The organism is Rhizobium cauense (assembly GCF_019511525.1).
GTDB lineage: Bacteria > Pseudomonadota > Alphaproteobacteria > Rhizobiales > Rhizobiaceae > Rhizobium > Rhizobium cauense.
The window spans coordinates 111,625-138,131 of the sequence record NZ_JAEUAT010000004.1; the positions used below are offsets into that span (position 1 = coordinate 111,625).

At 59.4% G+C, this 26,507-nt stretch carries 25 protein-coding genes; 5 read left to right on the top strand and 20 right to left on the bottom strand.

What is annotated here, in order from left to right; translation table 11 throughout:
* The first annotated feature begins 301 nt into the window (after positions 1–301).
* The gene (locus JNB88_RS09055) at positions 302–1,990 is read left to right on the top strand and encodes a GspE/PulE family protein (RefSeq protein ID WP_220355160.1); all 1,689 of its coding nucleotides are present in this window, start codon (positions 302–304) and stop codon (positions 1,988–1,990) included.
* A 4-nt stretch (positions 1,991–1,994) separates the two neighbouring features.
* Here the strand turns inward: JNB88_RS09055 and JNB88_RS09060 are convergent, their stop codons facing one another.
* From JNB88_RS09060 to JNB88_RS09100, 9 genes are read right to left on the bottom strand one after another with little or no spacing between them, the layout of a single operon-like run.
* Positions 1,995–2,438, bottom strand: a complete 444-nt coding sequence (locus JNB88_RS09060; RefSeq protein WP_220355161.1) for a pilus assembly protein PilP — start codon at positions 2,436–2,438, stop codon at positions 1,995–1,997.
* Positions 2,435–2,998, bottom strand: coding sequence for a type II secretion system protein GspM (gene gspM / locus JNB88_RS09065; RefSeq protein ID WP_220355162.1), 564 nt, complete (start codon positions 2,996–2,998; stop codon positions 2,435–2,437). The genes JNB88_RS09060 and gspM overlap by 4 nt, the downstream gene beginning before the upstream one ends.
* Positions 2,995–4,044 (bottom strand): PilN domain-containing protein, encoded by a 1,050-nt coding sequence (locus tag JNB88_RS09070; protein WP_220355163.1) that lies wholly within the window; start codon positions 4,042–4,044, stop codon positions 2,995–2,997. Before JNB88_RS09070 ends, gspM begins: the two co-directional genes overlap by 4 nt.
* A gap of 16 nt (positions 4,045–4,060) precedes the next feature.
* Positions 4,061–4,933, bottom strand: coding sequence for a type II secretion system minor pseudopilin (locus tag JNB88_RS09075; protein WP_220355164.1), 873 nt, complete (start codon positions 4,931–4,933; stop codon positions 4,061–4,063).
* On the bottom strand, positions 4,923–5,567 hold the full coding sequence (locus tag JNB88_RS09080) for a hypothetical protein (protein ID WP_220355165.1): 645 nt from the start codon (positions 5,565–5,567) through the stop codon (positions 4,923–4,925). The genes JNB88_RS09075 and JNB88_RS09080 overlap by 11 nt, the downstream gene beginning before the upstream one ends.
* The gene (locus tag JNB88_RS09085) at positions 5,564–5,974 is read right to left on the bottom strand and encodes a type IV pilus modification PilV family protein (RefSeq protein WP_220355166.1); all 411 of its coding nucleotides are present in this window, start codon (positions 5,972–5,974) and stop codon (positions 5,564–5,566) included. The genes JNB88_RS09080 and JNB88_RS09085 overlap by 4 nt, the downstream gene beginning before the upstream one ends.
* A gap of 8 nt (positions 5,975–5,982) precedes the next feature.
* Complete coding sequence (locus JNB88_RS09090; RefSeq protein ID WP_037136651.1) at positions 5,983–6,450, bottom strand: GspH/FimT family pseudopilin; 468 nt, start codon at positions 6,448–6,450, stop codon at positions 5,983–5,985.
* Positions 6,425–6,877, bottom strand: coding sequence for a type II secretion system major pseudopilin GspG (gene gspG, locus JNB88_RS09095; protein WP_220355167.1), 453 nt, complete (start codon positions 6,875–6,877; stop codon positions 6,425–6,427). Before gspG ends, JNB88_RS09090 begins: the two co-directional genes overlap by 26 nt.
* A 5-nt stretch (positions 6,878–6,882) precedes the next feature.
* Entirely contained in the window at positions 6,883–8,097 is a 1,215-nt protein-coding gene (locus JNB88_RS09100; protein ID WP_220355168.1) for a type II secretion system F family protein, read from the bottom strand.
* Positions 8,098–8,477: 380 nt separating this feature from the next.
* On the opposite strand from JNB88_RS09100, the gene JNB88_RS09105 reads away from it, so the two are divergent.
* Together JNB88_RS09105 and JNB88_RS09110 are read left to right on the top strand one after the other, a co-directional pair.
* Positions 8,478–10,700 (top strand): multicopper oxidase family protein, encoded by a 2,223-nt coding sequence (locus tag JNB88_RS09105; protein ID WP_338110979.1) that lies wholly within the window; start codon positions 8,478–8,480, stop codon positions 10,698–10,700.
* A 58-nt stretch (positions 10,701–10,758) separates the two neighbouring features.
* The gene (locus JNB88_RS09110) at positions 10,759–11,772 is read left to right on the top strand and encodes an SCO family protein (RefSeq protein ID WP_220355170.1); all 1,014 of its coding nucleotides are present in this window, start codon (positions 10,759–10,761) and stop codon (positions 11,770–11,772) included.
* A gap of 50 nt (positions 11,773–11,822) precedes the next feature.
* Here the strand turns inward: JNB88_RS09110 and JNB88_RS09115 are convergent, their stop codons facing one another.
* The 8 genes from JNB88_RS09115 to JNB88_RS09150 all read right to left on the bottom strand — a co-directional run bounded on the left by JNB88_RS09115 (position 11,823) and on the right by JNB88_RS09150 (position 20,557).
* The gene (locus JNB88_RS09115) at positions 11,823–12,350 is read right to left on the bottom strand and encodes a hypothetical protein (protein WP_220355171.1); all 528 of its coding nucleotides are present in this window, start codon (positions 12,348–12,350) and stop codon (positions 11,823–11,825) included.
* A gap of 97 nt (positions 12,351–12,447) precedes the next feature.
* Positions 12,448–13,845 (bottom strand): dihydrolipoyl dehydrogenase, encoded by a 1,398-nt coding sequence (lpdA, locus tag JNB88_RS09120; RefSeq protein WP_220355172.1) that lies wholly within the window; start codon positions 13,843–13,845, stop codon positions 12,448–12,450.
* 5 nt (positions 13,846–13,850) lie between these two features.
* Complete coding sequence (locus JNB88_RS09125; RefSeq protein ID WP_220355173.1) at positions 13,851–15,107, bottom strand: dihydrolipoamide acetyltransferase family protein; 1,257 nt, start codon at positions 15,105–15,107, stop codon at positions 13,851–13,853.
* A 3-nt stretch (positions 15,108–15,110) separates the two neighbouring features.
* Complete coding sequence (locus tag JNB88_RS09130; protein ID WP_220355174.1) at positions 15,111–16,124, bottom strand: alpha-ketoacid dehydrogenase subunit beta; 1,014 nt, start codon at positions 16,122–16,124, stop codon at positions 15,111–15,113.
* Position 16,125: 1 nt separating this feature from the next.
* Entirely contained in the window at positions 16,126–17,358 is a 1,233-nt protein-coding gene (locus JNB88_RS09135; RefSeq protein ID WP_220355175.1) for a 3-methyl-2-oxobutanoate dehydrogenase (2-methylpropanoyl-transferring) subunit alpha, read from the bottom strand.
* Between the two features lie 68 nt (positions 17,359–17,426).
* Positions 17,427–18,554 (bottom strand): acyl-CoA dehydrogenase family protein, encoded by a 1,128-nt coding sequence (locus JNB88_RS09140; protein ID WP_220355176.1) that lies wholly within the window; start codon positions 18,552–18,554, stop codon positions 17,427–17,429.
* 22 nt (positions 18,555–18,576) lie between these two features.
* The gene (locus JNB88_RS09145; RefSeq protein ID WP_037129338.1) at positions 18,577–19,764 is read right to left on the bottom strand and encodes an acetyl-CoA C-acyltransferase; all 1,188 of its coding nucleotides are present in this window, start codon (positions 19,762–19,764) and stop codon (positions 18,577–18,579) included.
* A 25-nt stretch (positions 19,765–19,789) separates the two neighbouring features.
* Entirely contained in the window at positions 19,790–20,557 is a 768-nt protein-coding gene (locus tag JNB88_RS09150; protein ID WP_220355177.1) for a 3-hydroxyacyl-CoA dehydrogenase, read from the bottom strand.
* Positions 20,558–20,710: 153 nt separating this feature from the next.
* Here JNB88_RS09150 and JNB88_RS09155 point away from each other — a divergent pair, with 153 nt between their 5' ends.
* Together JNB88_RS09155 and JNB88_RS09160 are read left to right on the top strand one after the other, a co-directional pair.
* Positions 20,711–21,718 carry an AraC family transcriptional regulator ligand-binding domain-containing protein gene (locus JNB88_RS09155; protein ID WP_037129343.1) on the top strand — a complete coding sequence of 336 codons (1,008 nt, stop codon included), beginning with the start codon at positions 20,711–20,713 and terminating at the stop codon, positions 21,716–21,718.
* A 325-nt stretch (positions 21,719–22,043) separates the two neighbouring features.
* Positions 22,044–23,336, top strand: a complete 1,293-nt coding sequence (locus tag JNB88_RS09160; RefSeq protein WP_220355178.1) for an NCS2 family permease — start codon at positions 22,044–22,046, stop codon at positions 23,334–23,336.
* Between the two features lie 223 nt (positions 23,337–23,559).
* On the opposite strand, the gene JNB88_RS09165 is transcribed toward JNB88_RS09160, so the two are convergent.
* From JNB88_RS09165 to puuE, 3 genes are read right to left on the bottom strand one after another with little or no spacing between them, the layout of a single operon-like run.
* Complete coding sequence (locus tag JNB88_RS09165) at positions 23,560–24,045, bottom strand: ureidoglycolate lyase (protein ID WP_037129346.1); 486 nt, start codon at positions 24,043–24,045, stop codon at positions 23,560–23,562.
* Complete coding sequence (alc, locus tag JNB88_RS09170; RefSeq protein ID WP_220355179.1) at positions 24,042–25,064, bottom strand: allantoicase; 1,023 nt, start codon at positions 25,062–25,064, stop codon at positions 24,042–24,044. The genes JNB88_RS09165 and alc overlap by 4 nt, the downstream gene beginning before the upstream one ends.
* A gap of 15 nt (positions 25,065–25,079) precedes the next feature.
* Positions 25,080–26,498: an allantoinase PuuE gene (gene puuE, locus JNB88_RS09175; protein WP_220355180.1), complete on the bottom strand. Its 1,419-nt coding sequence runs from the start codon at positions 26,496–26,498 to the stop codon at positions 25,080–25,082.
* Positions 26,499–26,507: the final 9 nt, after the last annotated feature.

A 26,507-nucleotide genomic window follows, 5' to 3' on the forward strand; every position in this document is an offset into this window, starting at 1 on the left:
CAACACGCAACTCGTGGCGAGTGAACAACACCAACTCAAAAGCAAAGCCGCCCGGCCGATCGCACTGCTAGATCTCATCTCCCCTCGACTGATTCTCCAGCTTTCAGTGTTTGAGCCTAGCACTTTTCAGGGGTCGTACTATCGATAAAGACCGCTATTCACACCTTACCGTGGAGCGGTTTTTAAGACGTTTTTTCGCTACCACGAATGTCGGCATGGACTTGTCGACCAACTTGGCGGAGGCTGTCGTCATCACCATCCACGCCGAAACGGTGGGATCAGAAACGGGGCAACCGCTCGAATGGCGAACACAACGATTTTGGCCGATTTCGTCCGCTATCTGACCGCCAGCGATGAGCTCATTGGCCCATCCGAACGGCTGTCGCTTGAGCGGATGCTCAAGGACCCGCCCGCGAGCTACAGTGGGCTTTGGGAAAGCGGTGTCCTTTCGGGCGATCAGCTTGCCGCCGCGATCACCGAGTTTCACGGACTTGGTCGTGCTGCGGTGGACCGGGTCGAGTTCCGTCACGAGCTTACCGAGGATCTGTCACCGCGCTTCCTTCGAGCTGCATGGGCTCTTCCAGCGCTCGAGCGGGGGCAGCCGATCCTCGTGATTGCAGATCCGGCGCGCGAGGAGGCAATCGAGGCCGCAGTTGCTGCACTTGGGCGTCGTGTGGAGATGAAGGTCGCGACCTTCGAAGAAATGGCCATGCTGTTCGAACGCCTGCTGACACGGGATCGAGCGCCAGAAGCAGTGCCGGCCGAACCGGCGGGCAGGGACGCGCCGGCAGAGGAGGATCTCGATCGTCTGCACGATCTCGCAAGTGGTGCGCCCATCGTTCGCGCCGTTGACCAGCTTCTGGAAACGGCTCTGAGTTTGTCTGCGACTGACATTCACATCGAGCCGCAGCCTGATGGTGTGAGATTGCGCATGCGTGTCGACGGCATGCTTCGGACCATGCAACCGCTGCCCAATGAAATCGCCCGCGGCGTCGTCTCACGCATCAAGATTCTGGCTGGTCTCAACATCGCCGAACATCGGCTGCCCCAGGATGGGCGCGCGCGCATCACGATCAACACAACGCGCGCCGATTTTCGTGTGGCGACAATGCCGACCCTGCATGGCGAGGCCCTGGTGGCCCGTATTCTGGTCAAGGGTGCCGAGGCACTCGACCTTTCTCGCCTTGGAATGGCGCCGCGCGATTACTCGATCCTGAATACACAGCTTGCGGAACCACATGGGTTGATCGTGGTTGCCGGCCCGACCGGCTGTGGGAAGACGACCACCCTGACGGCGGCGCTGTCCAGTCTCAACAGCCCCGAGCGCAAGATCATGACGATCGAGGACCCGATCGAATATCAGGTTGCCGGCGTCAGTCAGACCCAGGTGAAGCCATCGATCAATCTGACATTTGCCAATGCCATGCGTTCCTTCCTGCGCCAGGATCCTGATATTATGATGGTTGGGGAGATGCGTGACAGTGAAACTGCGTCAATTGGTATCCAGGCCGCGCTCACAGGGCACCTGGTGCTGACGACCTTGCATACGAACAGTGCCGCCGACGCCGTCATCCGGTTGGTGGATCTCGGTGTCGAGACGTTCCTGCTCGCCTCGGCGCTTCGCTGCGTCATTGCGCAACGACTTGTGAGGCGGCTATGCGAACGCTGTCGGTCGCCAGTCACCGATACGACAGGCGTGGAGGCCGCAGCGCTTGCGCGTCGCGGGTTCGTTCCACGCCCCGGCGATACCTGTTTTCGTGCGGTCGGATGTCCGTATTGTGGCGACAGCGGCTATCGTGGCCGCGTCGGAATCTTCGAAGTCCTGCCTGTCGATGCCGAGCTGAGCGGCTTGATCAGGGAGGACGTCGATCCGCAGAAGATACAAGCCGCAGCGGTCGGGGCCGGGATGACCACAATGCTTGACGATGGGATGGCCAAATACCGCAAGGGTCTCACCTCGATCGAGGAGGTCCTCAGGGTGACTGTCTGATTGGCTACTGCGTGGGGGCAAACATCCGATAGTTCTGCTCTTGACCGTTCTGTTCGAGCTTCACGGTGCGATTGTCGACGATTGAGACGACCCAATTCTGGAGCTTGTCGCCGGATTTCAACCGATGGATCTCTCCGCTTGCGGGGTCTTGCAGGAGCGCCCGATGGCTTCCTCCCGTCGAAACAATCCCCACGAGCCTTATCTCCGGCAGCACCGGCGAGGCTTCGGACATGCTCGCGACGGCCGGCGCTGGTTGGGCAACTGGCGCCTCGACGACAGGCGGTTGGCGCGAGGGAGAAAACAATGGGTGCAGTCGTGTGGCTTGGAGTCTTTCGAGCGTGACCCCGCTTAGCCACGGTGCCGGTTGCTCGGTCTGGGACAGTGCGATGCTGGTGATCGAAAGAATGGCGACACCTGCCGCAACGCCTATTCTCGCAAGACACGTCACAGCTTGTCCCTCCGCCAATAGCCTTCGACCGACGCCGAGACGCGAAGGGCCGGTGGTTGTGTCCTGTCTTCGATAGCTTCAGCGCTCTCTATCGTAATGGAACGGAAGACAAGCGCCGTCCGGTTGCTTTCGGCCGTATAGAGGATGTGTTGCAGCGGCTCCGTCGACGTTTCGAAAATCACCCTCATTTCGACCGTGCCGTTGTCGGGTGCGTCGTCCGACGGTTCGATGAATTCGAACTGGGCGATCTTTGCTCCGGTCTGACCAATGACATCAGTCATGATGCGTTGCAGCTCTGCTCCGGCGACCGCCGAGGTATCCCCGGGCAAATAGGCCACTGCAGCGTCTCCATTCGAAATATCGTCGCTGGTGTCGTCGATCGCCGCCAATTTCGCTTTTAAAGCCTCGAGCGAGACCCGCGCTTCGGCGTTGGCTTGCGACAGGTGACGTGCCTCAATCAAACTCCATGTCGCAATTCCGGATGGTACCAGGAGCAGGCCCGCGAGTACCGTGATTGTAGCTGCTTTGACGTTTTTTCCGGCGTTCCTTCTGCGGCTCATTGAGATTTTCCTTCCGCAAGATGGGCAAGGATTTCGAACCGTTCCTTTCCATTGTTCGCGTCTCGAACAACGGGCGCAGAGAAGTTCACGGCCTCAAGCATGTCCGTATCCTCGATGAGACTGATCAGGCGGGAAGCATTCGCCGACAGACCTGTTATGCGGACATTCCGGTCTGCGACGTCAAGAGTGGTCAGATAGGTTGTTTCAGGGATCACCTTTGACAGTTCGTCCAACAAAAGCACCATGGGAACGGCATCAAATTTGCGGGCCAGTCTCAAGCCGGAACTGCCCGCCTGTTCCGCGTTCTGCCGGGCGACATCGATTGTATTGCGTAGCCCTGAAAGCGAGGCCTCGATCCGCTTTGCCTCCTGCGTTTCCACATAGAGGCGCCAGCCGCCGACGGTAATCATTGCCGTTCCAATCGTTGCCAGGACGCAAAGAGAGGCGAGCGCAATGCGCGAACGCCTTGCCGCGAGCGCTGCCTTGGCACCTGGCAACAGGTTGATCGTGCTGGCCTTTCCAGGTGGATCGGCTGCCAGGCCGACGACAACCGACTTGACGCCTGCTGCATTGAGCGGCTCGATCGCCGAGCGCATGGTGGCCAATGAAACCGCGACGACACGCACATGGAGTTGATCTGACGCCTTCGCTGTCTCGCCGTCCTGCAGGTCATAGTCGAATGTCATCTTGTCGGCGGGCCAGGGAACCAGCTGTTCGAGTTGGTGACGAATGATTGCATCAATATGATTTCTGCTGCCATCTGGCAGCTGCAAGGTGCGAACCACTGCGCGCTCGGCTGCCAGGCGAAGTTCGACAGGCTGTGTTCCAACGACCTTGCCGAGCCAGCCGAGATCGTCGCGCGGGCCTTCGGCCTTGTGGATAGGGCCTGCCCGGGAGGTGCGAAAGCAAACAAGCTTTTCAGGCTCCTCGACGACAAGGAACGCTCCCCGGTTCTTCGGGGGGATGTTTGCAGCCGCTTGCCAGGCAACCATCTCGCGCACGAGTGCTGAAAAACTGCGTTTGATGGATGTGATCAACCCTGCCATTTAACATGCCCCGCCATCAGCGAGCCTCCGGACCTGTAAGGCTCCACGCGTAAACGACATAGCCTTTGGGACTGTCGTTGGCATCGCCAACGATCATCTCCGCCGTACCGGTGCGACCGCTCTTGCTGTGCGCGACAAGGTTCAGGCGATAAACGGTCGGGATCTCCTCCGTGAGAAAACCTTTGTATTTTTGTATCAGGGAGCGCTGCTCGTCGATTTCATCATCGCTGGCGAGGCCGGCAAGTGCCGACGCATCTGCCTCACTCATATCTGGGATGGCGAGCAAGGCCTTCCGGGAGGCAGCCCCCGGATAAAGCAAGCCGGTCCGGTTATGCACCGTGAGAAACGACTCGAGTTTCATATAGTCATTCTCGCTCAGTCCACGCAGAAAGCGCAACTCGCCGACAGACTGGAATTTTCCGTTCATGGGAAGTGAACTTGCTTCGCGCCCGGTATAGTCGGCGCGTTCTGCTCCTTCGGGCGTCCGCTCATTGTCCTCGTCACGCCAGTCAACGACGCGTGCGGCAAAAGCCTCAGGCGAAAGTGATTGGCCATCCACTGCAGAAAAGAGCCCCTTCAGCAACTCCGGAGGCGACGTATTCAGATCAAGCCGTGCTGCCTCGGCGGTAACATGTAGCGTGACGGTGCCGGTCGTCAAAGTGATCGTGCTGCCATCGATGGATTGCGCGCTCTTGCCTTCGGTGAACAGGAGGTAGGATGAAGCCGTCGCGCCGCTATCGAGAAGGCTTTCCGTTACGAGATCGTCAACGCCCAGGCGCGTCAGTACCAGGGTCGGCTGTGCCAGCAGAACCAGCGTCGACACGACGCCTGCCAGGAGACAACAGGCGACAAGGGTGGCCAGGGTGACGTATCCTCCGTCACGTCGCATCGGCGCCCTCCTCACATGCAGCACCTTCCGGGCATGTTCGCGGAGGATCAACGCGCGGCGAAACCACGAGTATCAGGGGCGGGCGTTGTGTATTCGAACTGGCCCAAACCTCCAAGCGGATGATATCTGGAAGAATGGGCTGACCAGACCACGAATTGGTCCAGACCAGACCCTTCTTGGTCTTCTGTGCAAAGGAAAAGCGATACTTCCTCGCACCTTGCAGGAGAGCGGTCGGCGCTTCGGATCGTACCTTTTCAAATCCCGTTGCTGAGGGCAGGCGCGCCGTTGCCGATCGAACGAGGTCTCCCGATCGAACCGATATCCAGACCAGTTGGTCGGACGCCGAGCCGGTTGCAAGGCCGACAGCCTGTTCGCTGCCGTAAAACAGCAGGGGCGCGCCGACACTTTCACTGGTCTTGATTGCCGCGATCTCTGATAAGTCACGACGCAGTGCCGTAAGCCCGGTCGCCACCCGCTCAACGCTGCTGGCCTCGCGGGTGGCGGCCGTTGAGGAGCGGGTCACCAGATAAGCTGCCAGAAGAAGCGCCTGGAAGACCAGTGCGCTCAACAGAAGCACAACCAGTGCCTCCAGCATCGCAAAACCACGGTCTCCTCTCTGGCGCGCCTTTCTCATTCTGCCATCCCCAACAAGATCCTGTCGACAGCCAGACTGCGGGAGGGTGAAACCTCGACTGAAAGGCGTGCTTCGAGCAGGATCTGCCCCTCCGGGCCGCGCCCGTCGGCGACAGCTGATGGCGTGATGGTGGCGCTCCATCTGCGGCCGTGGCTCACCCCGCCCAAGGAGCCGGGGCGCATGGTTTTGCCCTGCAATTCCTCCGCGAGCACTTCCTCGGCGACAAGGCGGGCCTCTAGCCAAGCTTGGGACTGGGCTATTGAGACGCGTGCCGAAACTAGGCTTCTTGGGACCACGTAGAGTAAGGCGGCAAGGATGGCGACCGCAACCAGGACCTCCAGGAGCGTAAACCCCCGGCTGTGCCTGGCGCATGTCTCCCTGTCGTCGTGAGATGGGTTCGCATTCATGCCGGGCCTCATTCGACCGTCGACAGCACGATACCAGAGGTCAGGGGATTGACCGATATTCTGAAGCTTCCGCGCGGTCCCTGAATGTCGAAGGTTCCACCCGACGAGCGCCCGCTGGCCTGAAACGCAACCACGCCGGCCGCGGAAGGTCGCAAAACATGCTTCATGCGTATCGCCGTGCCTTCCCGAAGCACAATCCTTTTCGCGGAAGAACCCGAAAGTACTGTGCCATGGTGCGTATCGATCCTGGAGACGACCGTGCGACCTTCGGCCATGGCGATGTTTCGGTCGTAGCGCAAGAGCGCTGCAATCTCTGCGGCCTGGACCTTCAGCTCCATTGCCTGTCCAGTGTTGATGACATACGGCAATGCCATCACGACGACAAAGACCATGATCGCAAGTGCGGAAAGGAGCTCCAGAAGGGCAAACCCGCCGTCTCTCGTCGGGGCGCTATTGGATGGTGATGTCAGCGGCATTGTCGGCTCCCCCTTCAACGCCATCGGCACCAAAGGAAATGATCCGGGGTCGCCCCTTGTCGCCAATGCGGTATTGATATTCATGTCCCCAGGGATCGAGCGGTATGGAAGCCTGCTGGATGTATGGGCCTTTCCAGCGCTTGATCGCCGCGCCGCTCACCAGGGCGTTAAGACCCTCGCGCTCCGTCGGATAGCGCGAGGTGTCGAGATAGAAGAGGTCGAATGCGGAGGTCAGGGCTTCTATCTGCAGTCGCGCTGCTTTTACGCGCGCCTCCGAGAGATAGCCAAGCACACGCGGAGCGGCAATGCTTGCGACCAGGCTCAGGATGACGAGTACCACCAGCAGCTCCAAGAGCGTGAAGCCGCCGTCGCCTCTGTCCTTTCGGCGCCGGTCGGATTTGATGTTGGCTGGGAGCGGCTTCTTCATGGTGATCACAGCAACAGTTCGTTGAGGCTCAGCAAGGCCGTGATCACAGAGACGATGATCCAGGCAATGAGCGCACTGACGGTCAAAAGCACAATCGGACCGATGATCGCGGTCGCACGGGCAATGGAACGGTCAAGTCGCGTTTCGTAGTAGCTTGCGACCCGCAAGGCGGCCTTGCCGGTGTCGCCGGTGGTTTCGCCGACGCGCAGCATCTGCAGACCGTAGGGAGGAAGGAAGGACGCACGCGAAAGCGCTTCCGTAAGTTGGCTTCCGTCCCTGACGCGGGCGAGCACATCGGCCACGAGCTCCGCCGAGCTTTCATCGCGCATCAGGTCGCGGATCAGGCGCAAAGATGTCGGAAGGTCGACGCCGGCTTTGGTCAGCATGGCAAACGTCGAACAGAAGACGACGGCACGCTCCTGCATCAGTAGCGTGTTCAAGCCCGGGAGATGGCCGAGCAGCGAAATTAGCATCGCCCTTGCAGGCTTGCTGCGGCTGATGAAGAGGATGCCGCAGAGAATCCCGATGCCAATGACGGCAATCAGGCCGCTGTTGGCTGCCGTTGCACGCGACAGGGCAAAAACCACGGAGGCAGAATTGTTTGCTGTCGAGCCAATGCTTGCGAGCGCGTTGTCGAACTCCGGAATGACGACTGTGAGAACAAAAAACAGTACGCCCATCGCAGCAAGGACGAGAAACGCAGGATAAGCGAGCGCTGACGTCAGGCGTTGTCTCAGCTCCCGACCTCGCCGTCTCTCCTGCGCGATCACTTGCAGCGTGACATCTAGATTGCCGGCAATTTCGGCCACCTCGACCATTTTGATATAGGTCGGCGGGAAGGAAGCCGGGTGCGACGAGATCGCTTCGCCAAAGCTGTGCCCTTTTGAAACCACCTCCCATAATGACCGTGTCATCACGCTCAACGCATGCCGCTTTGTGGACTGATGGATAATCTGCAACGCGCGGTCGAGAGCGACGCTTGCGGAAAGCAGTGCCGCAAGGTCTTCTGTGAAGGCCGTGATGTCGTCAAAGGACGGGGTCGAGAGCGATTGCAGCGACAGAGACAACCCCGAGCCTGTGCGCGTAACCTCTTCTATGTCGACGGGAAGCAACGATCGTCGCTCCAGCTCAGCGGCCATCAGTGCGCTGGAGCCTGCCTGCAGAACACCCTCGAGCATATGCCCCGAGAGATCGATCGCTCGGTACCTAAAGTTCGGCATCGCCGTATGTCGCCCCTGAACTGTCTAAAAACTATGCAGTATCGATCGAGATAAAATCTTTAGGCGTAAATATTTATAGCTAAACTATACAAAAATTCTGCGAAAAACTCAACTACTCCTTATGTGTTGTGAAGCATAGAAGTCGCAATTTGTATTCTAAAAGTACTACTTGTTATCATGATTTGTGCAGTTAACATTTGTTATTCAGGGTTTTGTGGTGTAGGCTGTTTTTGCCATCATGCGTTGATGCGCTTGATTACATTTGATTGGGGGCTGGTCGAATGTATATTCCTAACGATGCATCTAGAATCAGGCAGAGAGAAGCGCAGCATGCACGAGACAATCGTGCAGAAATTGTCAGGGCGTTAAACCAGGGGCAAGTGACCCGCCGCGAGTTGTTGCGATGGGGCATCTTCACCGCAAGCGGATATCTGGCGTGCAAGAACGGGCTGAGCCCATTCGCAAAGAGCGCTTATGCGGCTGTTCCGACTGGCACGCCGCGCACACCGCTGTTCGGCATCCAGAAATTCACGCAGCCAATGCACAGGCTGAACCATCTCAAACCGCTGCCGATCACCCGAACGGCCGAAGGACACGCGGCCTTTCCGGCCAGCCTCGGCGAGCGGCCGGCCAAGCGGCTGTCCTATCACACGGATTTCTCCGCCGATCCGACCAACCGGCAATTCATCAATCCGCTGACCTATCGCGGGCCGATTGAAGGACGTCCCCCAGGCGAGGTCTTCGCGCACCAGCGCTGGGACGAGTTCTTCCCGAAGGTCGGCTACATCATGCGGCTTGGTCAGGTTGCCCAGGGATCGGGTGGCTATTTCCACGACAATTTCCCGCTGCAGCATCCAAATAGCTGCTGGACCTATGGATCAGGACGATACGGCGGATGCATGCTGCCGCCATTCCTGATCAAGGGCCGCTACGGCGAGCCGATCATCACCAGGGTCTACAACGACCTGCCTGCTGACCGGGCAGCAAACAACGGCTTCGGCCGCAACGAAAGTCAGTTGCATTTCCACAACGCCCACAATGGCGCGGAAAGCGATGGGGCTGCAAACGTCCACCACTTCCCCGGCACCTTCTACGACTATCGCTGGAGCACGACACTTGCCCGTCGCGACTTGATCAACACCCAGGCCGGCGACCCGCGCGCCTCCGGTCCTGACGACAATACCGGCCTCGTCAATGTCGCCGGTGATTTCCGCGAACTGCAGGGGTCGATGTGGGCCCACGACCACCGTTTCTTCTTCACCGCCGAGAATGTCTACAAGGGCAACCTTGGTGCCATCAACTATTACAGCGGCCCGGACCGCGGCAATGAGGAGCTGCAGGACGGCGTCAATCTCAGACTGCCGAGCGGCAAGCTGCTTGGGTGGGGAAACACCGATTTTGACGTCAACCTGATCTTCTCTGACTGCGCCTGCGACGCCTCCGGTCAGCTCTACTTCGACATCTTCGACACCGACGGCATGCTGGGCGACGTTCCGCTGGTCAACTTCGGGTTTGCACCCTTCTTCGAAGTGCTGCCACGCAAGTACAGGTTCCGTGCCCTCAACGCTTGCATGTCGCGCTTCCTGAAGCTCGGGCTCGCGGATGCGAAAGGCAATCCGGTTCCGATCAAGTTCATCGCCAATGACGGAAACCTTGTCGTCAATCCGTTGACGATGCCATCTTTGCCCGTACAGGCTATGGGAGAGCGCTTCGACTTCATCGTCGATTTCTCCGGCTTCAAGGTTGGTGACCGCATCAAGGTGGTCAATCAAGTGCGCCACGAGGATGGGCGGCGACTCAAGGAGGAATTCAGCCTTTCGAAGGCCCTGAAGGGCACGTCGGACGATCCCGTTGTTGGTCCGATGCTCGAGTTCCGGATTGTTGGTGCCGTCGAAAGCGTGGATGTTCCAGGTGTCATTCACCGCGCCACCGACCTAGACAGGAGCCAGGTGCCGGCAGTACTGACCGAGCAGATCCCGATCGTCACACCGGTGCGCACGCGCGTTGTTGAATTTGGCAAGTCGGGAACCGGAGACTCGCGTGGACCGAACGGCTGCACCCCAGACTGCGGGGAATACGTGAACTTCCCGTGGACCATTCGCATCAATGGCGAGACGTCGCATTCCATGAACGCCAACAGGATTTCCCTGCTGGTTCCAAAAGCAGGTGAAGTGGAGCACTGGACCTACAAGAATGGCGGTGGCGGATGGGATCACCCCATTCACCTGCACTTCGAGGAAGGCGTCACGATGCTGCGCAATGGCAAGCCGCCGGGGCCGACCGAAAATCTGGCAAGAAAGGACGTGTGGCGGCTTGGAGAAAGTGGCAGCGTCACCTTCCAGGTCCAGTTCGGCGAATTCGGCGGGTCCTATGTGAACCATTGCCACAATACCGTTCACGAAGACTTCGCCATGCTGCTGCGGATTCAGCTGCTGACCGGGGTTGCTGGAACACCCCAGGCGGCGGTGACGCCTACTCCGAACCCGACCCCCGACGGTGTCTACTTCACGACCCCCGAGATTCTGCCCGAAGGCGCGCCGAAAGGATGGAAAAATACTCAGTCTCAGGTGCAAGCCCAATTGGAGACTGTTCCGAAGCCCTGATGCGGTCGTGTGATTTCGCGGCCGCATCCGGCTTATTGGCAAGCCTCGGGAGGATGCAATGAAGCGCTGGCCGGTGGCTATGCTGATTGTCGCTATCGCACTTTCTCTCCTGTACGGAGGAAGCGCGGCGGCCGGCAGTTCACGTTGGGGCAAGGAGTACTTCCCAAACGTCGAAGTTATCACCCAGAATGGTGAGAAGGTCCATTTCTATGATGATCTGATCAAAGGCAAGATTGTCCTCATCAGCTTCATATTTACCAGCTGTACGGACCTCTGTCCGTTGACGACAGCACGCATTACCCAGGTCGTCGACAGGATTGAGGATCAGATCGGAAAGAAGATCTTCGTTGTCTCGATCACCGTCGATCCGGAAAACGACACACCCGCGAAACTGAAGAGCTTTGCCGATGCCTTCTATAAAGGGCCGGGCTGGACATTCATTACCGGGAAGCCGGATGATATCAGGGCCATCAACGCCAAGCTTGGAAACAAGAGTGACGTTGCAACAGATCACCGCAACGAGATCGTGCTTGGCAATGACGCCACCGGAGAGTGGGCCAGAAACTCACCGTTTGCCGATATCGAGAACGTCGAACTCGCTGTCCGTGACATGGATCCCGCGTGGCGCGAGGGGCATCATGCACCAGCTACTCCCTTGGCACCGGCTACCGACCAAAAGGGTCTCAAGCTCCAGGCTGAACCGGGGCAAGTCCTGTTCAAGAAAATCTGTGCACCATGTCACACGATCGGCGTCGGCGATCGTATTGGTCCGGACCTTCTCGATGTCACCGTCAGGCGCGACCGGCCGTGGCTTGAAAAAATGATCATGAATCCCTTCCGGCTGCGGGCCGAGAAAGATCCAACGCTTGCGGAACTCGACGCAAGGTACAAGGGCGTCCGGATGCCAAACCTCGGCATGTCGGCGACGGATGCTGCAGATCTGATATCGTACCTTGCGACCAAGTCGGATGAGATTGCGGAGCTACGGGCCCAACCCGAGACCTCTCATGTTCATTCCCAAGGCAATGAAGCTGCTCATCATGGCCATGGCTCGATGGGCTCCCATCCGTGAGAGATAACGATCAGGAAGGCAGCTCTAGGTCAAGCCCTTTGTCCTGATTGTTATTTCCATTCCCAGAAGAGGTCGGATCGGAAAGGTCGGTGAGCCACCAGGCCGTCGGTCCTGTCAATTGCCTGCTCATAGACTGCGGCATCCGCCTCACCGTTCAGGCCGACAAGATGCATTCTGGTCGACGCCGTCTTCGGTTGTCCCTTCTTGCGGTAGACGAGATGGATCGCACAGGTCGGATACTGCCAATTGGCAGTCAGGAGCTCGGCAAACCTTCGGGCGTCCTTTTCACGGGTCTGCCCATTGAACGCCAGAAACTGGCCGAGATTGAAGAAGCCACTGAACAGGGCAAAGGCGTTTTTTTGTTGCATCTGCACAGCCTGGCCGGCTTCGAAGTCCCGGCGATAGGCCAGGCCGTCAACCTGTCCCTTTACCTTGCGCTCCGTGTAGCTCACGAGGTTCTTTTGTGCGAGCAACTCCATCTTCAACTCATAGCTTTGATAACTCTCTACCATTGCGTGGATGTCATCGATCCTTGAATTAAGGTCAACGATGTAGTCTCGGTAGAATGCGGCTGCCATCTCTCAAATGCTCCGGTCGGGTGGAGCGCGCCAGCTATCAGATAAAGCGGCAAAGTCCAAATTGGTACTGCGCAGTTGAAGGTGCATGAATGCCACCTCAAATGTGCAATGCGTGCCCAAGCGCCTTAAGGGCAGCTTCCTGGACGGCTTCGCTACGTGTCGGGTGGGCATGGATTGTGCCCGCAAGGTCCTCCAGTCGCGCGCCCATTTCAAGTGCCAACGCAAAGTCGGCGGAAAGTTCGGACACACCGACGCCGACAGCCTGCATGCCAAGAACCAGATTGGTGTCGGCGCGTGCGACGACGCGCACGAACCCTTCCTCTGATAGCATTGTCATCGCGCGACCATTGGCGCTGAAGGGAAATTGTCCGACGCGGATCGCATAGCCCTGCGCACGTGCCTCGTCGGGGGAAAGGCCAGCGGTTATGATTTCCGGATCGGTGAAGCAGATCGCAGGGATTGCACGCTTGTCCCAGGCACGTTTCTTGCCGGCGACGATTTCGGCTACCATTTCTCCCTGTGCCATGGCGCGATGGGCAAGCATCGGCTCCCCTGTTACATCGCCAATCGCATAGATGCCGCGCATCGAGGTGCGGCAGCGATCGTCGACACGCAGGTATGGTCCGGTCCGGTCGAGGTCGAGGTCCTCGATTCCCGATCCCGTAGTTCGTGGCCGCCGGCCAACGGTCACAAGCAGGCGGTCAAAAGCAAGCTGCTGTTGTTGCCCATCCGCGGTTTCGACCGCCAGCGCATCACCGCTGTCCGACAGCGCCTTTGCCTTCGCACCTGTCAGGACCCGTACGCCGAGTTCGCCAAGCCGACGTTGCACCGGGCGCACGAGATCGCCATCATACTGCGGCAGGACCTGCTGCATCGCTTCAACGACGGTTACCTCCGAACCGAGCTTCGCGAAGGCAGTACCGAGTTCGAGCCCTATATACCCGCCGCCCACGACAACGAGCTTCTTCGGCAAATCGGTCAGCGAGAGCGCCACTGTGGACGAGATGACCCGACCTCCAAAGGGCAGGGCTGCGAGTTCTACAGGTTCGGAACCGGTCGCGATAACCACGGTTTCGGCCCGAATGACCTGCAGCCCGACCTCGGTCTCCACTTCCACCGTCTTGCCGTCGCGGAAGGACGCCCGACCGTGAACTATCTTTACTCTTGCCTTCTGCAGCAGCGCAGATACGCCACCGTTCAGGCGGCCGACGATGCCGTCCTTCCAGGCGATGGTCCTCGCAAGGTCTATGGTTGTTGCCTCCACGCGAATGCCCATGGCGTTCTTGCCTGTCATCATCTGCTTCGTCGCGCCAAATTCCTCGGCGGCGTGGATGAGGGCTTTCGAGGGGATGCAGCCCACATTCAGGCACGTGCCGCCCGGCCTGTCGGCTTCAACGATGACCGTGTCGAGGCCGAGTTGCCCGGCCCTGATGGCGCAGACGTAGCCCCCCGGACCGGCACCGATAACGAGAAGCTTGCAGACAATCTCTTTCATGGATCCTAGCCTTCGATGAAAATGAGGGCGGGGGTCTCGAGCAGAACCCGGACACGCTGGATAAAGGTGGCAGCATCCCAACCGTCGACGATGCGATGATCGAAACTCGATGAGAGGTTCATCATCTTGCGCGGTACGAACTGAGTGCCATCCCAGGCGGGGCGCACGGCGATCTTGTTTACGCCAACGATGGCGACTTCCGGATGGTTGATGACGGGCGTTGAAACGATGCCGCCCAGCGATCCCAGCGAACTGATGGTGATGGTGGAGCCGCCGAGCTCGTCACGGGTCGCGGTGCCTGCCCGCGCAGCCTCCGCAAGCCTGCCCATCTCCGCGGCGCAATCCCAAATACCCCGCGCCTCGGCATTCTTGACAACCGGCACAACCAGTCCAGCGGGCGTCTGAGCTGCAATGCCGATATGGACGGCGCCGTGGCGGGTGAGAATACCCTTGTCATCGTCGAAGGTCGCGTTGATGTTCGGTTGATCGGCAACCGCCCTTACGATGGCCCGCATCAGGAACGGCAGGACAGTCAACTTCGCCTGCTCTGGCTTCCGGTCGCGGTTCATGGTGGCCCTGAGTTCCTCCAAGGCCGTCATATCGACTTCCTCGACATAGGTGATGTGGGGGATGCGGGACGTCGAAAGCGACATTTTTTCTGCAATGCGACGCCTGAGGCCTGTGAGTTTGACCTCTTCTGTTGACGTCTTCTTCGCCATTGCAGGCTGAACGGACGGCAGCTCTCCACGAGCCAGGAATTGATCGACGTCTTCGCGAAGTATCCGCCCGGCAGGGCCCGATCCCTTGAGTTGCCGAAGGTCAACACCGGTTTCGCGGGCGAACAGTCGCACTGATGGCGACGCCAACGGTTTTTCGGCAGGTGCCGGAGCCTCGCGTCGTGGGGCGGGAGCAGGCTTTGGCGACTGCGTCTCTGCCGGCTGGACTGTCCGCGGTTCAGAGTCGGGTGCTGTCGAAGCGGCGGGCGCAGCAGGCGCCTCGACCCGATCGTGCGCCACATCGCCGCTCGTCTCTATGCGCACAAGTGGCGCCTTGACAGCAATCTTGTCACCAACTTCGGCACCGAGCCAGATGACGGTGCCAGTCACGGGTGACGGGATCTCGACCGTCGCCTTGTCGGTCATGACGGCGGCGATTACCATGTCTTCCTGGACAGGGTCTCCCGTCTTGACGTGCCACTCGACAAGTTCGGCCTCGGCTACACCTTCGCCGACATCGGGCATCTTGATGACGAATTCGCCCATGTGTCAGGCCTCCATGACTTCGGCAAGTGCCCGCCCGACCCGTCCGGGGCCGGGAAAGTAGTCCCATTCCTGGGCATGGGGATAGGGTGTGTCCCAACCGGCGACGCGCATGACGGGCGCTTCAAGATGATAGAAGCAGTGCTCTTGCACGAGCGACACGATCTCTGCGCCGAAACCTGACGTTAGCGTCGCCTCATGGACAACAACGCAGCGTCCGGTCTTGTTCACGGATTGGACGATGGTATCGAGATCAAGTGGCAACAGGCTGCGCAGATCGATCACCTCGGCATCGATTCCGGAATCTTCCGCGGCTGCAAGCGCCACATGGACCATGGTTCCGTAGGCAATCACGGTCACCGCTGCCCCCGACCGTCGGACCTCGGCTTTGCCGATCGGAATTGAATAGTGTCCGTCTGGAACCTCACCGAGGTCATGTTTCGACCAGGGGGTGACCGGACGTTCGTGATGCCCGTCGAACGGGCCGTTGTAAAGCCGCTTCGGCTCGAGGAACATCACCGGATCCGGATCTTCGATTGCCGAAATCAGTAGTCCTTTCGCGTCATAGGGATTGGAGGGCACGACGACCTTCAGGCCGCAGACATGGGTGAAGAGCGCTTCAGGACTCTGGCTATGTGTCTGGCCGCCGAAGATGCCGCCGCCAGTTGGCATTCGCAGCACGATCGGGCACGTAAAGTCGCCGTTGGAACGATAGCGGATGCGTGCCGCCTCCTGCGTGATCTGATCGTAGGCCGGATACATGTAGTCGGCGAACTGGATCTCGACGCACGGCTTCAGTCCATAGGCGGCCATGCCAATCGCAGTACCGACAATGCCGGATTCGCTGATCGGCGTGTCGAAGCAGCGTGTCTTGCCGTATTTTGCCTGCAACCCTTGCGTACACCGAAACACGCCACCGAAGTAGCCAACGTCTTCACCAAACACGACCACATTGTCGTCGCGGGCCATCGAAACGTCCATGGCGCTACGCACCGCTTCAATCATCGTCATCCTGGCCATGTCAGAAACCTGCCTTCTGCCGCTGACGGCGGATGTGGGGTGGCATTTCGGCATAGACACCTTCAAAGATGTCACGAACGGACGGTCTGCCACCCGCATGCAGCGTACCGTGATGCTCCGCTTGCTTCTGGGCTTCGATAACCTCGTCCATGATTTCAGCTTCGGCCTGGACATGCCGTTCGTCCGACCATGCACCCCTGATGATCAGGTGCTTTTTCAGCCGCAGAACCGGGTCGCCCAAGGGCCACGCTTCGGACTCTGTTTTCGGTCGGTAGGCACTCGGGTCGTCGGAAGTCGAATGAGCACCGACGCGATAGGTGACATACTCGATCAGCGTCGGTCCGAGGTTGCGTCTCGCCCTCTCGGCCGCCCAGCGCGCAACTGCGTAGACAGCGAGATAATCGTTACCATCAACACGCAGCGCCGGAATTCCAAAACCAAGCCCGCGTGCTGCAAATGTCCCCGAACCGCCGCGCGCGATGCCCTGGAATGTCGATATCGCCCACTGGTTGTTGACAATGTTCAGAATGACCGGCGCCTTGTAGGTGGAGGCAAAAACAAGCGCCGAATGAAAATCGGACTCCGCCGTCGATCCATCCCCGATCCAGGCCGCCGCGATCTTGCTGTCGTTCTTGATGGCCGAGGCCATGGCCCAGCCAACAGCCTGCACATACTGCGTTGCAAGGTTGCCCGAAATCGTAAAGAACCCATGCTCCTTCGATGAATACATGATTGGCAGTTGGCGGCCGCGAAGTGGGTCGCTTTCGTTCGAGAAGATCTGGTTCATCATTTCGACCATGGGATAGTCGTCGGCAATCAAAAGCCCGGCCTGCCGATAGGTCGGAAAATTCATGTCGCCCTTGCGCAGGGCCTTGCGGAAGGCGCAGCTCACGGCTTCCTCACCGAGATGCTGCATGTAGAAGGAGGTCTTTCCCTGGCGCTGTGCCATCAGCATTCGGGAATCGAAGGCGCGAAGCTTCATCATGTTGCGCAGGCCGGTCAGCAGTTCTTCGTCAGAAAGCATGCCCGACCAGGGACCGACTGCCTCGCCCTCCCGGTTGAGGACGCGGATGATAGAGTAGGCAAGGTCGCGGATCTCTTCGGGCGCAACATCGACCTCGGGTCGCGGCACCACGCCCGCCTTGGCAATCTTCACGTTGGAAAAATCAGGTTGTCCACCCGGCCGGACGGCGGGTTCGGGAACATGGAGGCTCAGTTGAGCTGTGTCCGTCATGTCGTATTTTCCCTCCCAGGTCCAATGTCCGCAACTCCCTTAAGAAGCGGCCGTCGCAAGTCTTGTTCTTATAGGTTGCGTGCGATCACCATTCTCTGCACGTCGCTTGTTCCTTCGTAGATCTGGCAAATGCGGACATCCCTGTAGATCCGCTCGACCGGATAGTCGGCCATGTAGCCATAGCCCCCATGGATCTGGATCGCATCCGAGCAGACCCGCTCTGCCATCTCGGACGAAAACAGCTTCGCCATTGAGGCCTCTGAAAGGCATGGCAGTCCACTGTCGCGCAGCGCCGCAGCGTGAAAGACGAGTTGGCGGGCCGCCTCGATCTGGGTTGCCATGTCGGCAAGACGGAAGGCAACGGCCTGATGCTCTATGATCGCCTTGCCAAAAGCCGTGCGTTCACGCGCATATTCGCGCGCGGCCTCGAAAGCCGCGCGTGCCATGCCGACCGCCTGGGCGCCGATGCCGATGCGGCCTCCCTCGAGATTCGCCAACGCAATCCGATACCCTTCGCCCTCTGCTCCCAACCTCAAATCGACTGGGATTCGCATATTGCTAAAGGCAATTTGGCACGTGTCGGTCGAATGAAGGCCAAGCTTTTCTTCGACGCGGATCACTTCGTAACCCGGGGTGTCGGTCGGGATGATGAAAGCGCTGATCCCCTTCTTGCCGGCCTCGGGATCGGTGACGGCAAAGACGATGATCATCTGACCGTTCTTGCCTGAGGTGATGAACTGCTTGGCACCATCGAGGACGTAGTGATCGCCATCTAAGCGTGCGCGAGTACGCAGATTGGATGCCTCCGAACCGGCTTGCGGTTCCGTCAGCGCAAAGCCACCGATCCACTCGCCACTCGCGAGCTTCGGTAGGAAGCGCTCTTTCTGGTCCGGGGTTCCAAACTTCAAAATTGGTACGCACGCGACCGAGCTATGCACGCTCATGATGGTGGAACAGGGGCCGTCGCCAGAGGCTATCTCCTCCAGCGCGGCCGCATAGGCGACGGTGCCCGTGTCGGAACCGCCATATTCTTCCGGAACGAGCATGCCGAGCAAACCCAGTTTGCCCATCTCGTTGAGCTCCTCGCGCGGGAACGTGTGATCGCGGTCACGCGCTGCCGCACCCGGGGCGAGCCGCTCGTGAGCAAAATCGCGCGCGAGATCGCGAATCTGTTGCTGTAGTTCGGAAAGGATCATGTTTGTCTCCTCCCTGCCTACCCTAGTTACGCTCGATCGCGACGGCGGTTGCTTCGCCACCGCCAATGCACAAGGCTGCCATGCCCCGCTTGAGGTCATAGCGCTCGAGTGCGGCAAGCAGTGTCACGAGGATGCGCGCTCCGGACGCACCGATCGGATGGCCAAGTGCGCAGGCGCCACCGTGCACATTGACTTTTTCATCGGCAAGTCCGAGATCGCGCATTGCCGCCATGGCGACGACCGCAAATGCTTCGTTGATCTCGAAGAGATCGACATCCTCGAGCCGCCAGCCGGTGCGATCGGAGAGGGTCCGCAAGGCGCCGATTGGAGCCGTTGCAAAGAGGCTAGGCGCCTGTGAGTGCGTAGCATGGCCGCGGATTGTTGCAAGCGGCTGCAGTCCCCTGCGTTCAGCTTCGGAACGGCGCATCAGCACCAGGGCGGCTGCACCGTCAGAAATCGAGCTGGAGTTTGCAGCAGTTACCGTGCCGCCTTCGCGGAAGGCGGGTTTTAGGAGCGGGATCTTGTCGAGCTTCGCCTTCCCCGGCTGCTCATCGCGGCTGACGGTCCTTTCAGCCTTTCCTGACGTGACTGTGACCGGCGTGATCTCGGCGTCGAAATAGCCGGAATCAATGGCTTTTTGAGCGCGTGAGAGCGAGGTCACGGCATAGCGATCCTGTGCTTCGCGCGTGAACTGGTATGCTTCAGCACAGTCCTCGGCAAAGGTGCCCATCAGACGTCCCTTGTCATAAGCATCCTCCAGCCCGTCGAGGAACATATGATCGATGACGCGTCCGTGGCCGAGCCTGTAACCACCACGAGCACGATCAAGGAGATAGGGCGCATTGGTCATGCTTTCCATTCCACCTGCCACGCCAACGCTGGCGCTTCCTGCGGCGAGAAGATCATGGGTCAGCATCACCGCCTTCATGCCGGAACCGCACATCTTGTTGACGGTGGTGGCGCCGGTGGAAAAGGGAAGACCGGCACCGATCGTCGCCTGCCGCGCGGGGGCCTGCCCCTGGCCGGCAGGCAGGACGCAGCCAAAGACGACCTCGTCGACCACATCCGGCTTCAATCGAGCGCGCTGAAGCGCCGCGCGAATGGCCGTCGCGCCAAGGTCAGGTGCTGTCGCCGCCGCGAGCTCACCTTGAAAGCTGCCGATTGGGGTGCGGGCGGTGCCGACGATGACGACAGGGTCCTGCAATGCCATGTATCAAGCCTCCTTGGCCGAATGATCAGCGCGCACTCATGCGCAGCGCGCCGTCGAGGCGAACGACTTCGCCGTTCAACATGCTGTTCTCACAGATATGGCGCACCAGCGCGGCAAATTCCGCAGGTCGGCCAAGTCGGGGCGGGAAGGGCACGCTCTTGCCAAGCGCTTCCTGGACTTCATGCGGCATGCCCGCCATCATCGGGGTTTCGAAGATACCCGGCGCGATAGACACGACCCGAATGCCGTGGCGGGCAAGCTCGCGCGCGATCGGAAGTGTCATCGAGGCAATGCCACCTTTGGACGCCGCGTAGGCTGCCTGTCCGATTTGCCCATCGAAAGCTGCGATGGAGGCGGTGTTGATGATGACACCGCGCTCGCCTTCGCTGTCGGGCTGTTGCTGCATGATTACCGCCGCCGCTAGACGGATCATGTTGAAGGTGCCGACGAGGTTGATAGTGATTGTCCGCACGAAGCTGTCTAGGCCGTGCGGTCCGTCACGGCCGATAATCTTCTCGCCAGGCGCCACACCAGCGCAATTGACCAGGCCACTCAGGCCGCCAAAGGTGGCCAGCGCAGTCGCCACCGCCTCGGCTCCGTCCTCTGCACTGGTTACGTCGGTCCTGACGTAGCAGGCATCCTCGCCAAGCTCAGTGGCGATTGCCGCCCCGGCTGCCTCGTTAAGGTCCGCAATGACAACGCGCGCGCCATTTTCACTGAGCATGCGTGCAGTTGCGGCACCGAGGCCCGACCCGCCACCGGTGACGATAAAGGTTCCTTCACGGATCAGCATCGGTCTGCTCCCATCACCTTGCCATCGTCTCTCGGGCCGCACCATCCTCCCGGCACGATCCCAAGCGCATAGATTCTATTCCGTCGTCGTATTGCAAGCGATGACTAAAGTGCTGCATTATTTCGGACAGTTTTGCCATAGGTGGAGGAGTTCGTGGCGGAGATTGAAAGGCGCATGATCGCGCCGGCATTCGTCGAGGAGGCGCTGGACAGTCTGCGGCGGATGGGCCGCCCGACAGAACCGCTGCTTTCGTCACTGGGGCTGCCGCCCGTCGTCAATCAACCGGTGTCGGCAGAGAGCTATGGCGCTCTCTGGCTCGCAATCGCGAGCGAGCTCGACGACGAATTCTTCGGCATGGGGGGGCGGCCGATGCGTAGTGGTAGCTTCACGCTGCTTTGCCATTGCATCCTGCATGCGCCGACACTCGGCCATGCGTTGCGCCGGGCATTGCGTTTCCTTGATGTTGTGCTTGACGATCCTCGCGGCCGGCTTGTCGTCAGGGACGGGCTTGCCCAGATCGAGCTCGCGGATGCCGGCGGACCGCGTTCAGCTTTCGCCTATCGCACATATTGGATACTCATTCATGGAATAGCCTGCTGGCTTGTCGGAAGGCGCATTCCGATCCGGCTGGTGGATTTCCGCTGTAGCGAACCGAAGCAGGGGGCCGACTACAGGCTCTTTTTTGGTGCGCCGGTCAGGTTCGCGCAGCCAATCAGTCGCCTGGGTTTCGACAGCGCAATGCTTGATCTGCCAGTCATGCGCACTGAGCAGGCACTGAAGCAGTTCCTGCGGGGGGCGCCGGCCAATATCCTGGTACGCTATCGCTATGATGCGGGACTTGCTTCCAGTGTCCGACGGCGACTGGACAAGGTCCCTCCATCCGCGTGGAAGACCTTCTCCGATCTCGCGCTCGAAATGCGTATGCCGCCGTCGACCCTTCGTCATCGGCTGCGCGACGAGGGGCAGAGCTACGCTGGGATCAAGGACGATATACGTCGTGATATTGCCGTCGATCTGCTCCTCAACACGTTCAAGACGACGGGCGATATCGCGAGCCAACTCGGCTATTCAGAGCCCAGCGCCTTTTTCCGCGCCTTCCGCAAGTGGATGTCCAAAAGCCCAGACGCGTTCCGACGCGAGGGGCGTGGCGCTTCCGGCTAGGGTAGACATAACATACGGAATATGCGTAACTTCTTTCGGGTTTAGCTCCCTGATTTACCTGAAAAATTTGAAAGTCTTTCGCTCGCGGCATGGAAATACCCGGCTGGCGATAGTATTCTAATCGGCGCACAATTCCCCTGCCGAATATAAGGCGGCTATTGCTTCGGGACGAAGCCTGGCCGTTGCCTGATCGAGACGATCGCAGTCATCGAAGGGTCGCCAGAAATGGTGTTTGCAAATCGGCCAATGCAATGGCCGGGCGGCCGGAGGAGCTGCTCGGCTCGTGTCATTCGGTCGCGCCGAGCGCGTCGCCAAGGGAGGAAATATGTTTGAACGGCTCTTCAAGCTAAGTGAGTACAATACGACGGTCCGCACCGAACTGGTGGCCGGCCTCACGACATTTCTCACGATGTCGTACATCATCTTCGTGAACCCCGACATTCTGTCGACGACAGGCATGAATCGTGACGCGATTTTTGTCGCAACCTGTATTGCTGCGGCGCTCGGTTCCGGGATTATGGCCTTTGTCGCGAACTGGCCTATTGGCATGGCGCCGGGTATGGGCCTCAATGCCTTCTTTGCCTTCACCGTCGTTGCCGCTCTCGGTTTCACCTGGCAACAGGCGCTTGGTGCAGTATTCATCTCAGGCCTGATTTTCGTCTTTCTCACGGTTACGGGAATCCGGAGCTGGCTCATCCAAGGCATTCCGCATTCGTTGCGCAGTGCGATTGCAGCCGGTATCGGACTCTTCCTGGGGATCATTGCGCTCAAGAATGCAGGGATCGTGGTGGACAATCCGGCAACGCTGGTTGGCCTTGGCGATCTCAAGCAAACGGGTCCGTTGCTCGCTATCTTCGGCTTCTTCGTGATTGCGGTACTCGATGCGTTGCGGGTCCGTGGTGCTATCCTGATCGGCATTCTTGCTGTTACCGTGCTGTCGTGGATCTTCGGAGTGAGCACCTTCCAGGGCATCGTGTCGGCGCCACCGAGCATGGCCCCTACCTTTCTCCAGCTCGACATTGTCGGCGCCCTTCATGGCGGCCTCATCCATGTCATTCTTGTTTTTGTCCTCGTGGAAGTCTTTGATGCGACCGGCACGCTGATCGGTGTCGCCAAGCGCGCCAATCTCATCCAGGAAGGCAAGCCCAGCAATCTGGGGCGCGCCCTACTCGCCGACAGCACGGCAATCGTGGCTGGTTCGCTGATGGGGACGAGCAGCACGACGGCCTATGTCGAAAGCGCTTCTGGGGTTCAGGCGGGGGGGCGCACCGGATTGACCGCGATGGTGGTTGCCGTGCTCTTCATGGCGTCGCTGTTCATCTCGCCGCTTGCCGCTTCCGTTCCGACCTACGCGACTGCGCCGGCACTCCTTTATGTCGCCGGTCTCATGATGCGCGAATTGACGGAAGTGGAGTGGGACGACCTGACAGAAGCGGCACCCGCAGCCCTGACAGCGTTGGCGATGCCATTTACTTACTCGATCGCCAATGGTCTTGCCTTCGGCTTTATCAGCTTTGTCGTGATGAAGGTGTGCACTGGTAAGTGGAACATCATCCACCCCGCCACGCAAATCGTTGCCGCCCTGTTCGTCATCCGCTTCGCGTTCTTCGCGAACTAGGTGTACGACAATCCTCTCAGCTTGATGGGGTTGCCTTGCGCAACCCCATTTCTTGTTGGGAAAGGTCACCGAATTGCTGCAAGCAAAGCTGCCGTAGGTCGTCCGTCATTCGATTGGGTAATGTTATGCGCAGAGCTTGCCCAATCACTACACGCAGACGAGTTGGCGAACGACAAAAGGCCGGCTGATAGGCCGGCCTTCATAGGTGGAGTGGAATTGAAAACTAGCGGATCAGGAAAGGCTCGTTGTAGAAGTGCTCTTCGAGATTGACACCTTCTCCGCCGCGATCGACGACTGCAAAGCCCGATTGGCCTTCGAGAGGTGTCAGGATGCCATGCCAGACGTTACGGCCGATGTTGACGCCCTGACCGGGCGCCGTCCTGAAGGCGAGGGGCTCACCCGGACCTGCTTCTGTTTCCTCAGCCACGACGACAAGGAACGGGTTGTCGGAGAGCGGTATGAATGCCTGGCTGCCGAGCGGGTGACGTTCCACCATACGCAATTCGAGTGGTAACTCATATGGCTCGCCGTTTAACAGACTGATCATCGGACGTGCCTGTTCACCAGTCGTTTCGATCCTGGCAAGGTCATGGTAACGCGTGCACTTGCCGCTATTGATTGGGAAGCTATGGGCTCCGTCAGTCTCAATCACCTCACCGAAGGGTGCAAAGGCCTCGCGAGAAAGCGGGCGGATCTCGATTGTCCTCATCCGTTCGTCTCCTCGTTGATCTTGCCAAAGACTTTCAGACGACTGACGCCGCCATCGGGATAGATATTCAGCCGAACGTGGGTCACAGCGCCAATCTTTCCGATCATGATGCCGTTGAACTCGTGGAGTGCGTCAGCTGAGAGTTTCTTGGCCGAAAGTGCTTCTGGCCAGAACATCGACGAGGCAGTTACCAACGCCTCCAGGTCCTTGCCGGCTGTTGAGAGGTCCGCTGCCTGGACCGAGCAGGCATCAGGAAAGTTGCCTTTGAAGTGCGCGGTATCGACAACGATCCGGTCGATGATGGTGCGTGCTGCGAGTTTGACGATGATCCAGTCGTTGCCCGGTTCCCGCCGTCGGCGGGTTTCCCAGCCGTCACCCATGTTTGAACCTCTTCCCGGCGCTATCAGGCGGTCATGGCCATAGTGGCCGTTGGAAAAGGCAACGATCTTGCCGCCGACAAGGGCCGAGGCGAGATCGATGGATCGGTCGCTGGCAGACACGCGGTCAAGTTCCCCTATGCCATAGATGCGCAAGCGTGCGACGCCTCCGTCCGGATAGATCCGCAGCCGCACGTGGGTAAAGTTTTGTTCGGACTGACACGCGAAATAGTGGTGTGCGCTTGGTCCGAGCGAGGTCAAGGCGAGCAACTCGGTCCATTCGGTCCCGGTATCCGGCCCAGTCGGCGCACGGCAGGCTTCGATGGAGCAGGCGGCCGGGTAGTTGCCAGTGAAATGGGAGGTATCGACGTCAAAGCCTGTAATCCTGCCGGCAGCTGCAAGGGCTACGATGGCGTAGTCGTGTCCGGTCCCGCGCCGCCGCCTGGTTTCCCAGCCGTCCATCCACTTTCCATGGTCGTCGAACCGGCCCGGATAAAAAACGGCCGGTTCATCGTCGAGCATACGCGACAAAGGCGCAAAGAACTCATCCGTCGCAAACACGGGTTTGGCGCCGAGACCAGCGGAAGCGAGGTTTGTCGCGTTGCGGGCAAATGCCGGCAACGATTGTGGTTCTGTGATCATTCTACTCTCCCTCTTTTAGTGTGGCAGCAGTTCGGCAAGGCGCAGATAGGCAATCCTCTCTACCTGTCGGCAGGCTGTTTCGAACTCCGTTGCACGGTCATTAGCGATGCGGCTCTCAAATGCGGTCAGGATTTCAGCTTTGCTCCGGCCCTTAACTGCCATGATGAAAGGGAAGCCAAAGGTCGCGACGTAGCGGGAATTTAGCTGCATGAACCGGACGCGTTCATCATCGGTGAGATGATCGAGTCCGGCTGCCGCCTGCTCGCTCGTCGAGCTTTCCGTAAGGCGCTTTGCGAGGGCCAGTTTGCCCGCAAGATCCGGATGTGCGATCAGCACCTTGAGCCGCTCCTCATCCGAGGCACCCCGAAATACCGCGGTCAACGCGGCATGGAGCCCGGCTGCGTTGTCGTTGGCCGGAGCCAGTGCGGTTGAAAATGCGCGCCTCGCAATCCACTCCGAATGCTCGAAAACGCCCCCGAAGCGGGCAACGAACTCCTGCTCTGAAAGTCGGGAGGGCAGATCTTTTTCGGTCGCGAACGGGTGCGTTCTTGACCAGTGCTCGGCAATATCAATGCGCCGCGCGAGCCACACTTTTTCATGGGCCTTCACGTAGTCAATGAAACGTAAAAGCGCGGCTGCCCGACCAGGCCTTCCGGCAAGGCGGCAATGCAGGCCAATGCTGAGCATTCTCGGCCTGCCCGCCAGCCCCTCGGCATAGAGAATGTCGAAGGAATCCTTGAGGTAAGAAAAGAACTGATCGCCGCTGCTAAACCCCTGGGCAGTCGCGAAGCGCATATCGTTGGTGTCGAGCGCATAAGGGATGACGAGTTGCGCGCGCCCCGCATGTGTCCGCCAGTAGGGGAGGTCATCAGCATAGCTGTCCGAGATATAGGCAAAGCCGCCCTCCTGCGTGATGAGATCTACCGTCCGCGCAGAGCAGCGGCCGGTGTACCAGCCACGGGGCCTTTGACCAGTAACGATTTCGTGCAGCCTGATGGCTTCGGCGATCGCAGCACGCTCTTCCTCCGGGGGCATGTCCTTGTGTTCGACCCATTTTAGGCCGTGCGAGGCAATCTCCCAATTGGCGGCCTGCATGGCTGCGACCTGGGTCGGGGAACGCAACAGTGCTGTCGCAACGCCGTAGACTGTGACCGGTATCTCCCGTTCAGTCAGCAGGCGATGGAGACGCCAGAAGCCGGCGCGCGCGCCATACTCGTAGATCGACTCCATGTTCCAGTGCCGCTGGCCAGGCCAGGCTTGTGCGCCAACAATCTCGGAAAGAAACGCTTCCGAGGCTGCGTCCCCATGCAGGACACAATTCTCGCCGCCTTCCTCGTAGTTGACGACGAACTGAACCGCAATGCGGGCGTCATTTGGCCAGGCTGCGTCCGGCGGTTCGGCACCGTAGCCGTGCAAGTCTCGGGGGTATCTCAAGAAACGCTC

Coding starts and splice junctions, on each gene's coding strand:
- JNB88_RS09055 (WP_220355160.1), top strand. CDS start 302: ATGGCGAACACAACGATTTTGGCCGATTTCGTCCGCTATCTGACCGCC.
- gspM (WP_220355162.1), bottom strand. CDS start 2,998: ATGAGCCGCAGAAGGAACGCCGGAAAAAACGTCAAAGCAGCTACAATC.
- JNB88_RS09070 (WP_220355163.1), bottom strand. CDS start 4,044: ATGGCAGGGTTGATCACATCCATCAAACGCAGTTTTTCAGCACTCGTG.
- JNB88_RS09075 (WP_220355164.1), bottom strand. CDS start 4,933: ATGCGACGTGACGGAGGATACGTCACCCTGGCCACCCTTGTCGCCTGT.
- JNB88_RS09080 (WP_220355165.1), bottom strand. CDS start 5,567: ATGAGAAAGGCGCGCCAGAGAGGAGACCGTGGTTTTGCGATGCTGGAG.
- JNB88_RS09085 (WP_220355166.1), bottom strand. CDS start 5,974: ATGAATGCGAACCCATCTCACGACGACAGGGAGACATGCGCCAGGCAC.
- JNB88_RS09090 (WP_037136651.1), bottom strand. CDS start 6,450: ATGCCGCTGACATCACCATCCAATAGCGCCCCGACGAGAGACGGCGGG.
- gspG (WP_220355167.1), bottom strand. CDS start 6,877: ATGAAGAAGCCGCTCCCAGCCAACATCAAATCCGACCGGCGCCGAAAG.
- JNB88_RS09100 (WP_220355168.1), bottom strand. CDS start 8,097: ATGCCGAACTTTAGGTACCGAGCGATCGATCTCTCGGGGCATATGCTC.
- JNB88_RS09110 (WP_220355170.1), top strand. CDS start 10,759: ATGAAGCGCTGGCCGGTGGCTATGCTGATTGTCGCTATCGCACTTTCT.
- JNB88_RS09115 (WP_220355171.1), bottom strand. CDS start 12,350: ATGGCAGCCGCATTCTACCGAGACTACATCGTTGACCTTAATTCAAGG.
- lpdA (WP_220355172.1), bottom strand. CDS start 13,845: ATGAAAGAGATTGTCTGCAAGCTTCTCGTTATCGGTGCCGGTCCGGGG.
- JNB88_RS09125 (WP_220355173.1), bottom strand. CDS start 15,107: ATGGGCGAATTCGTCATCAAGATGCCCGATGTCGGCGAAGGTGTAGCC.
- JNB88_RS09130 (WP_220355174.1), bottom strand. CDS start 16,124: ATGGCCAGGATGACGATGATTGAAGCGGTGCGTAGCGCCATGGACGTT.
- JNB88_RS09135 (WP_220355175.1), bottom strand. CDS start 17,358: ATGACGGACACAGCTCAACTGAGCCTCCATGTTCCCGAACCCGCCGTC.
- JNB88_RS09140 (WP_220355176.1), bottom strand. CDS start 18,554: ATGATCCTTTCCGAACTACAGCAACAGATTCGCGATCTCGCGCGCGAT.
- JNB88_RS09145 (WP_037129338.1), bottom strand. CDS start 19,764: ATGGCATTGCAGGACCCTGTCGTCATCGTCGGCACCGCCCGCACCCCA.
- JNB88_RS09150 (WP_220355177.1), bottom strand. CDS start 20,557: ATGCTGATCCGTGAAGGAACCTTTATCGTCACCGGTGGCGGGTCGGGC.
- JNB88_RS09160 (WP_220355178.1), top strand. CDS start 22,044: ATGTTTGAACGGCTCTTCAAGCTAAGTGAGTACAATACGACGGTCCGC.
- JNB88_RS09165 (WP_037129346.1), bottom strand. CDS start 24,045: ATGAGGACAATCGAGATCCGCCCGCTTTCTCGCGAGGCCTTTGCACCC.
- alc (WP_220355179.1), bottom strand. CDS start 25,064: ATGATCACAGAACCACAATCGTTGCCGGCATTTGCCCGCAACGCGACA.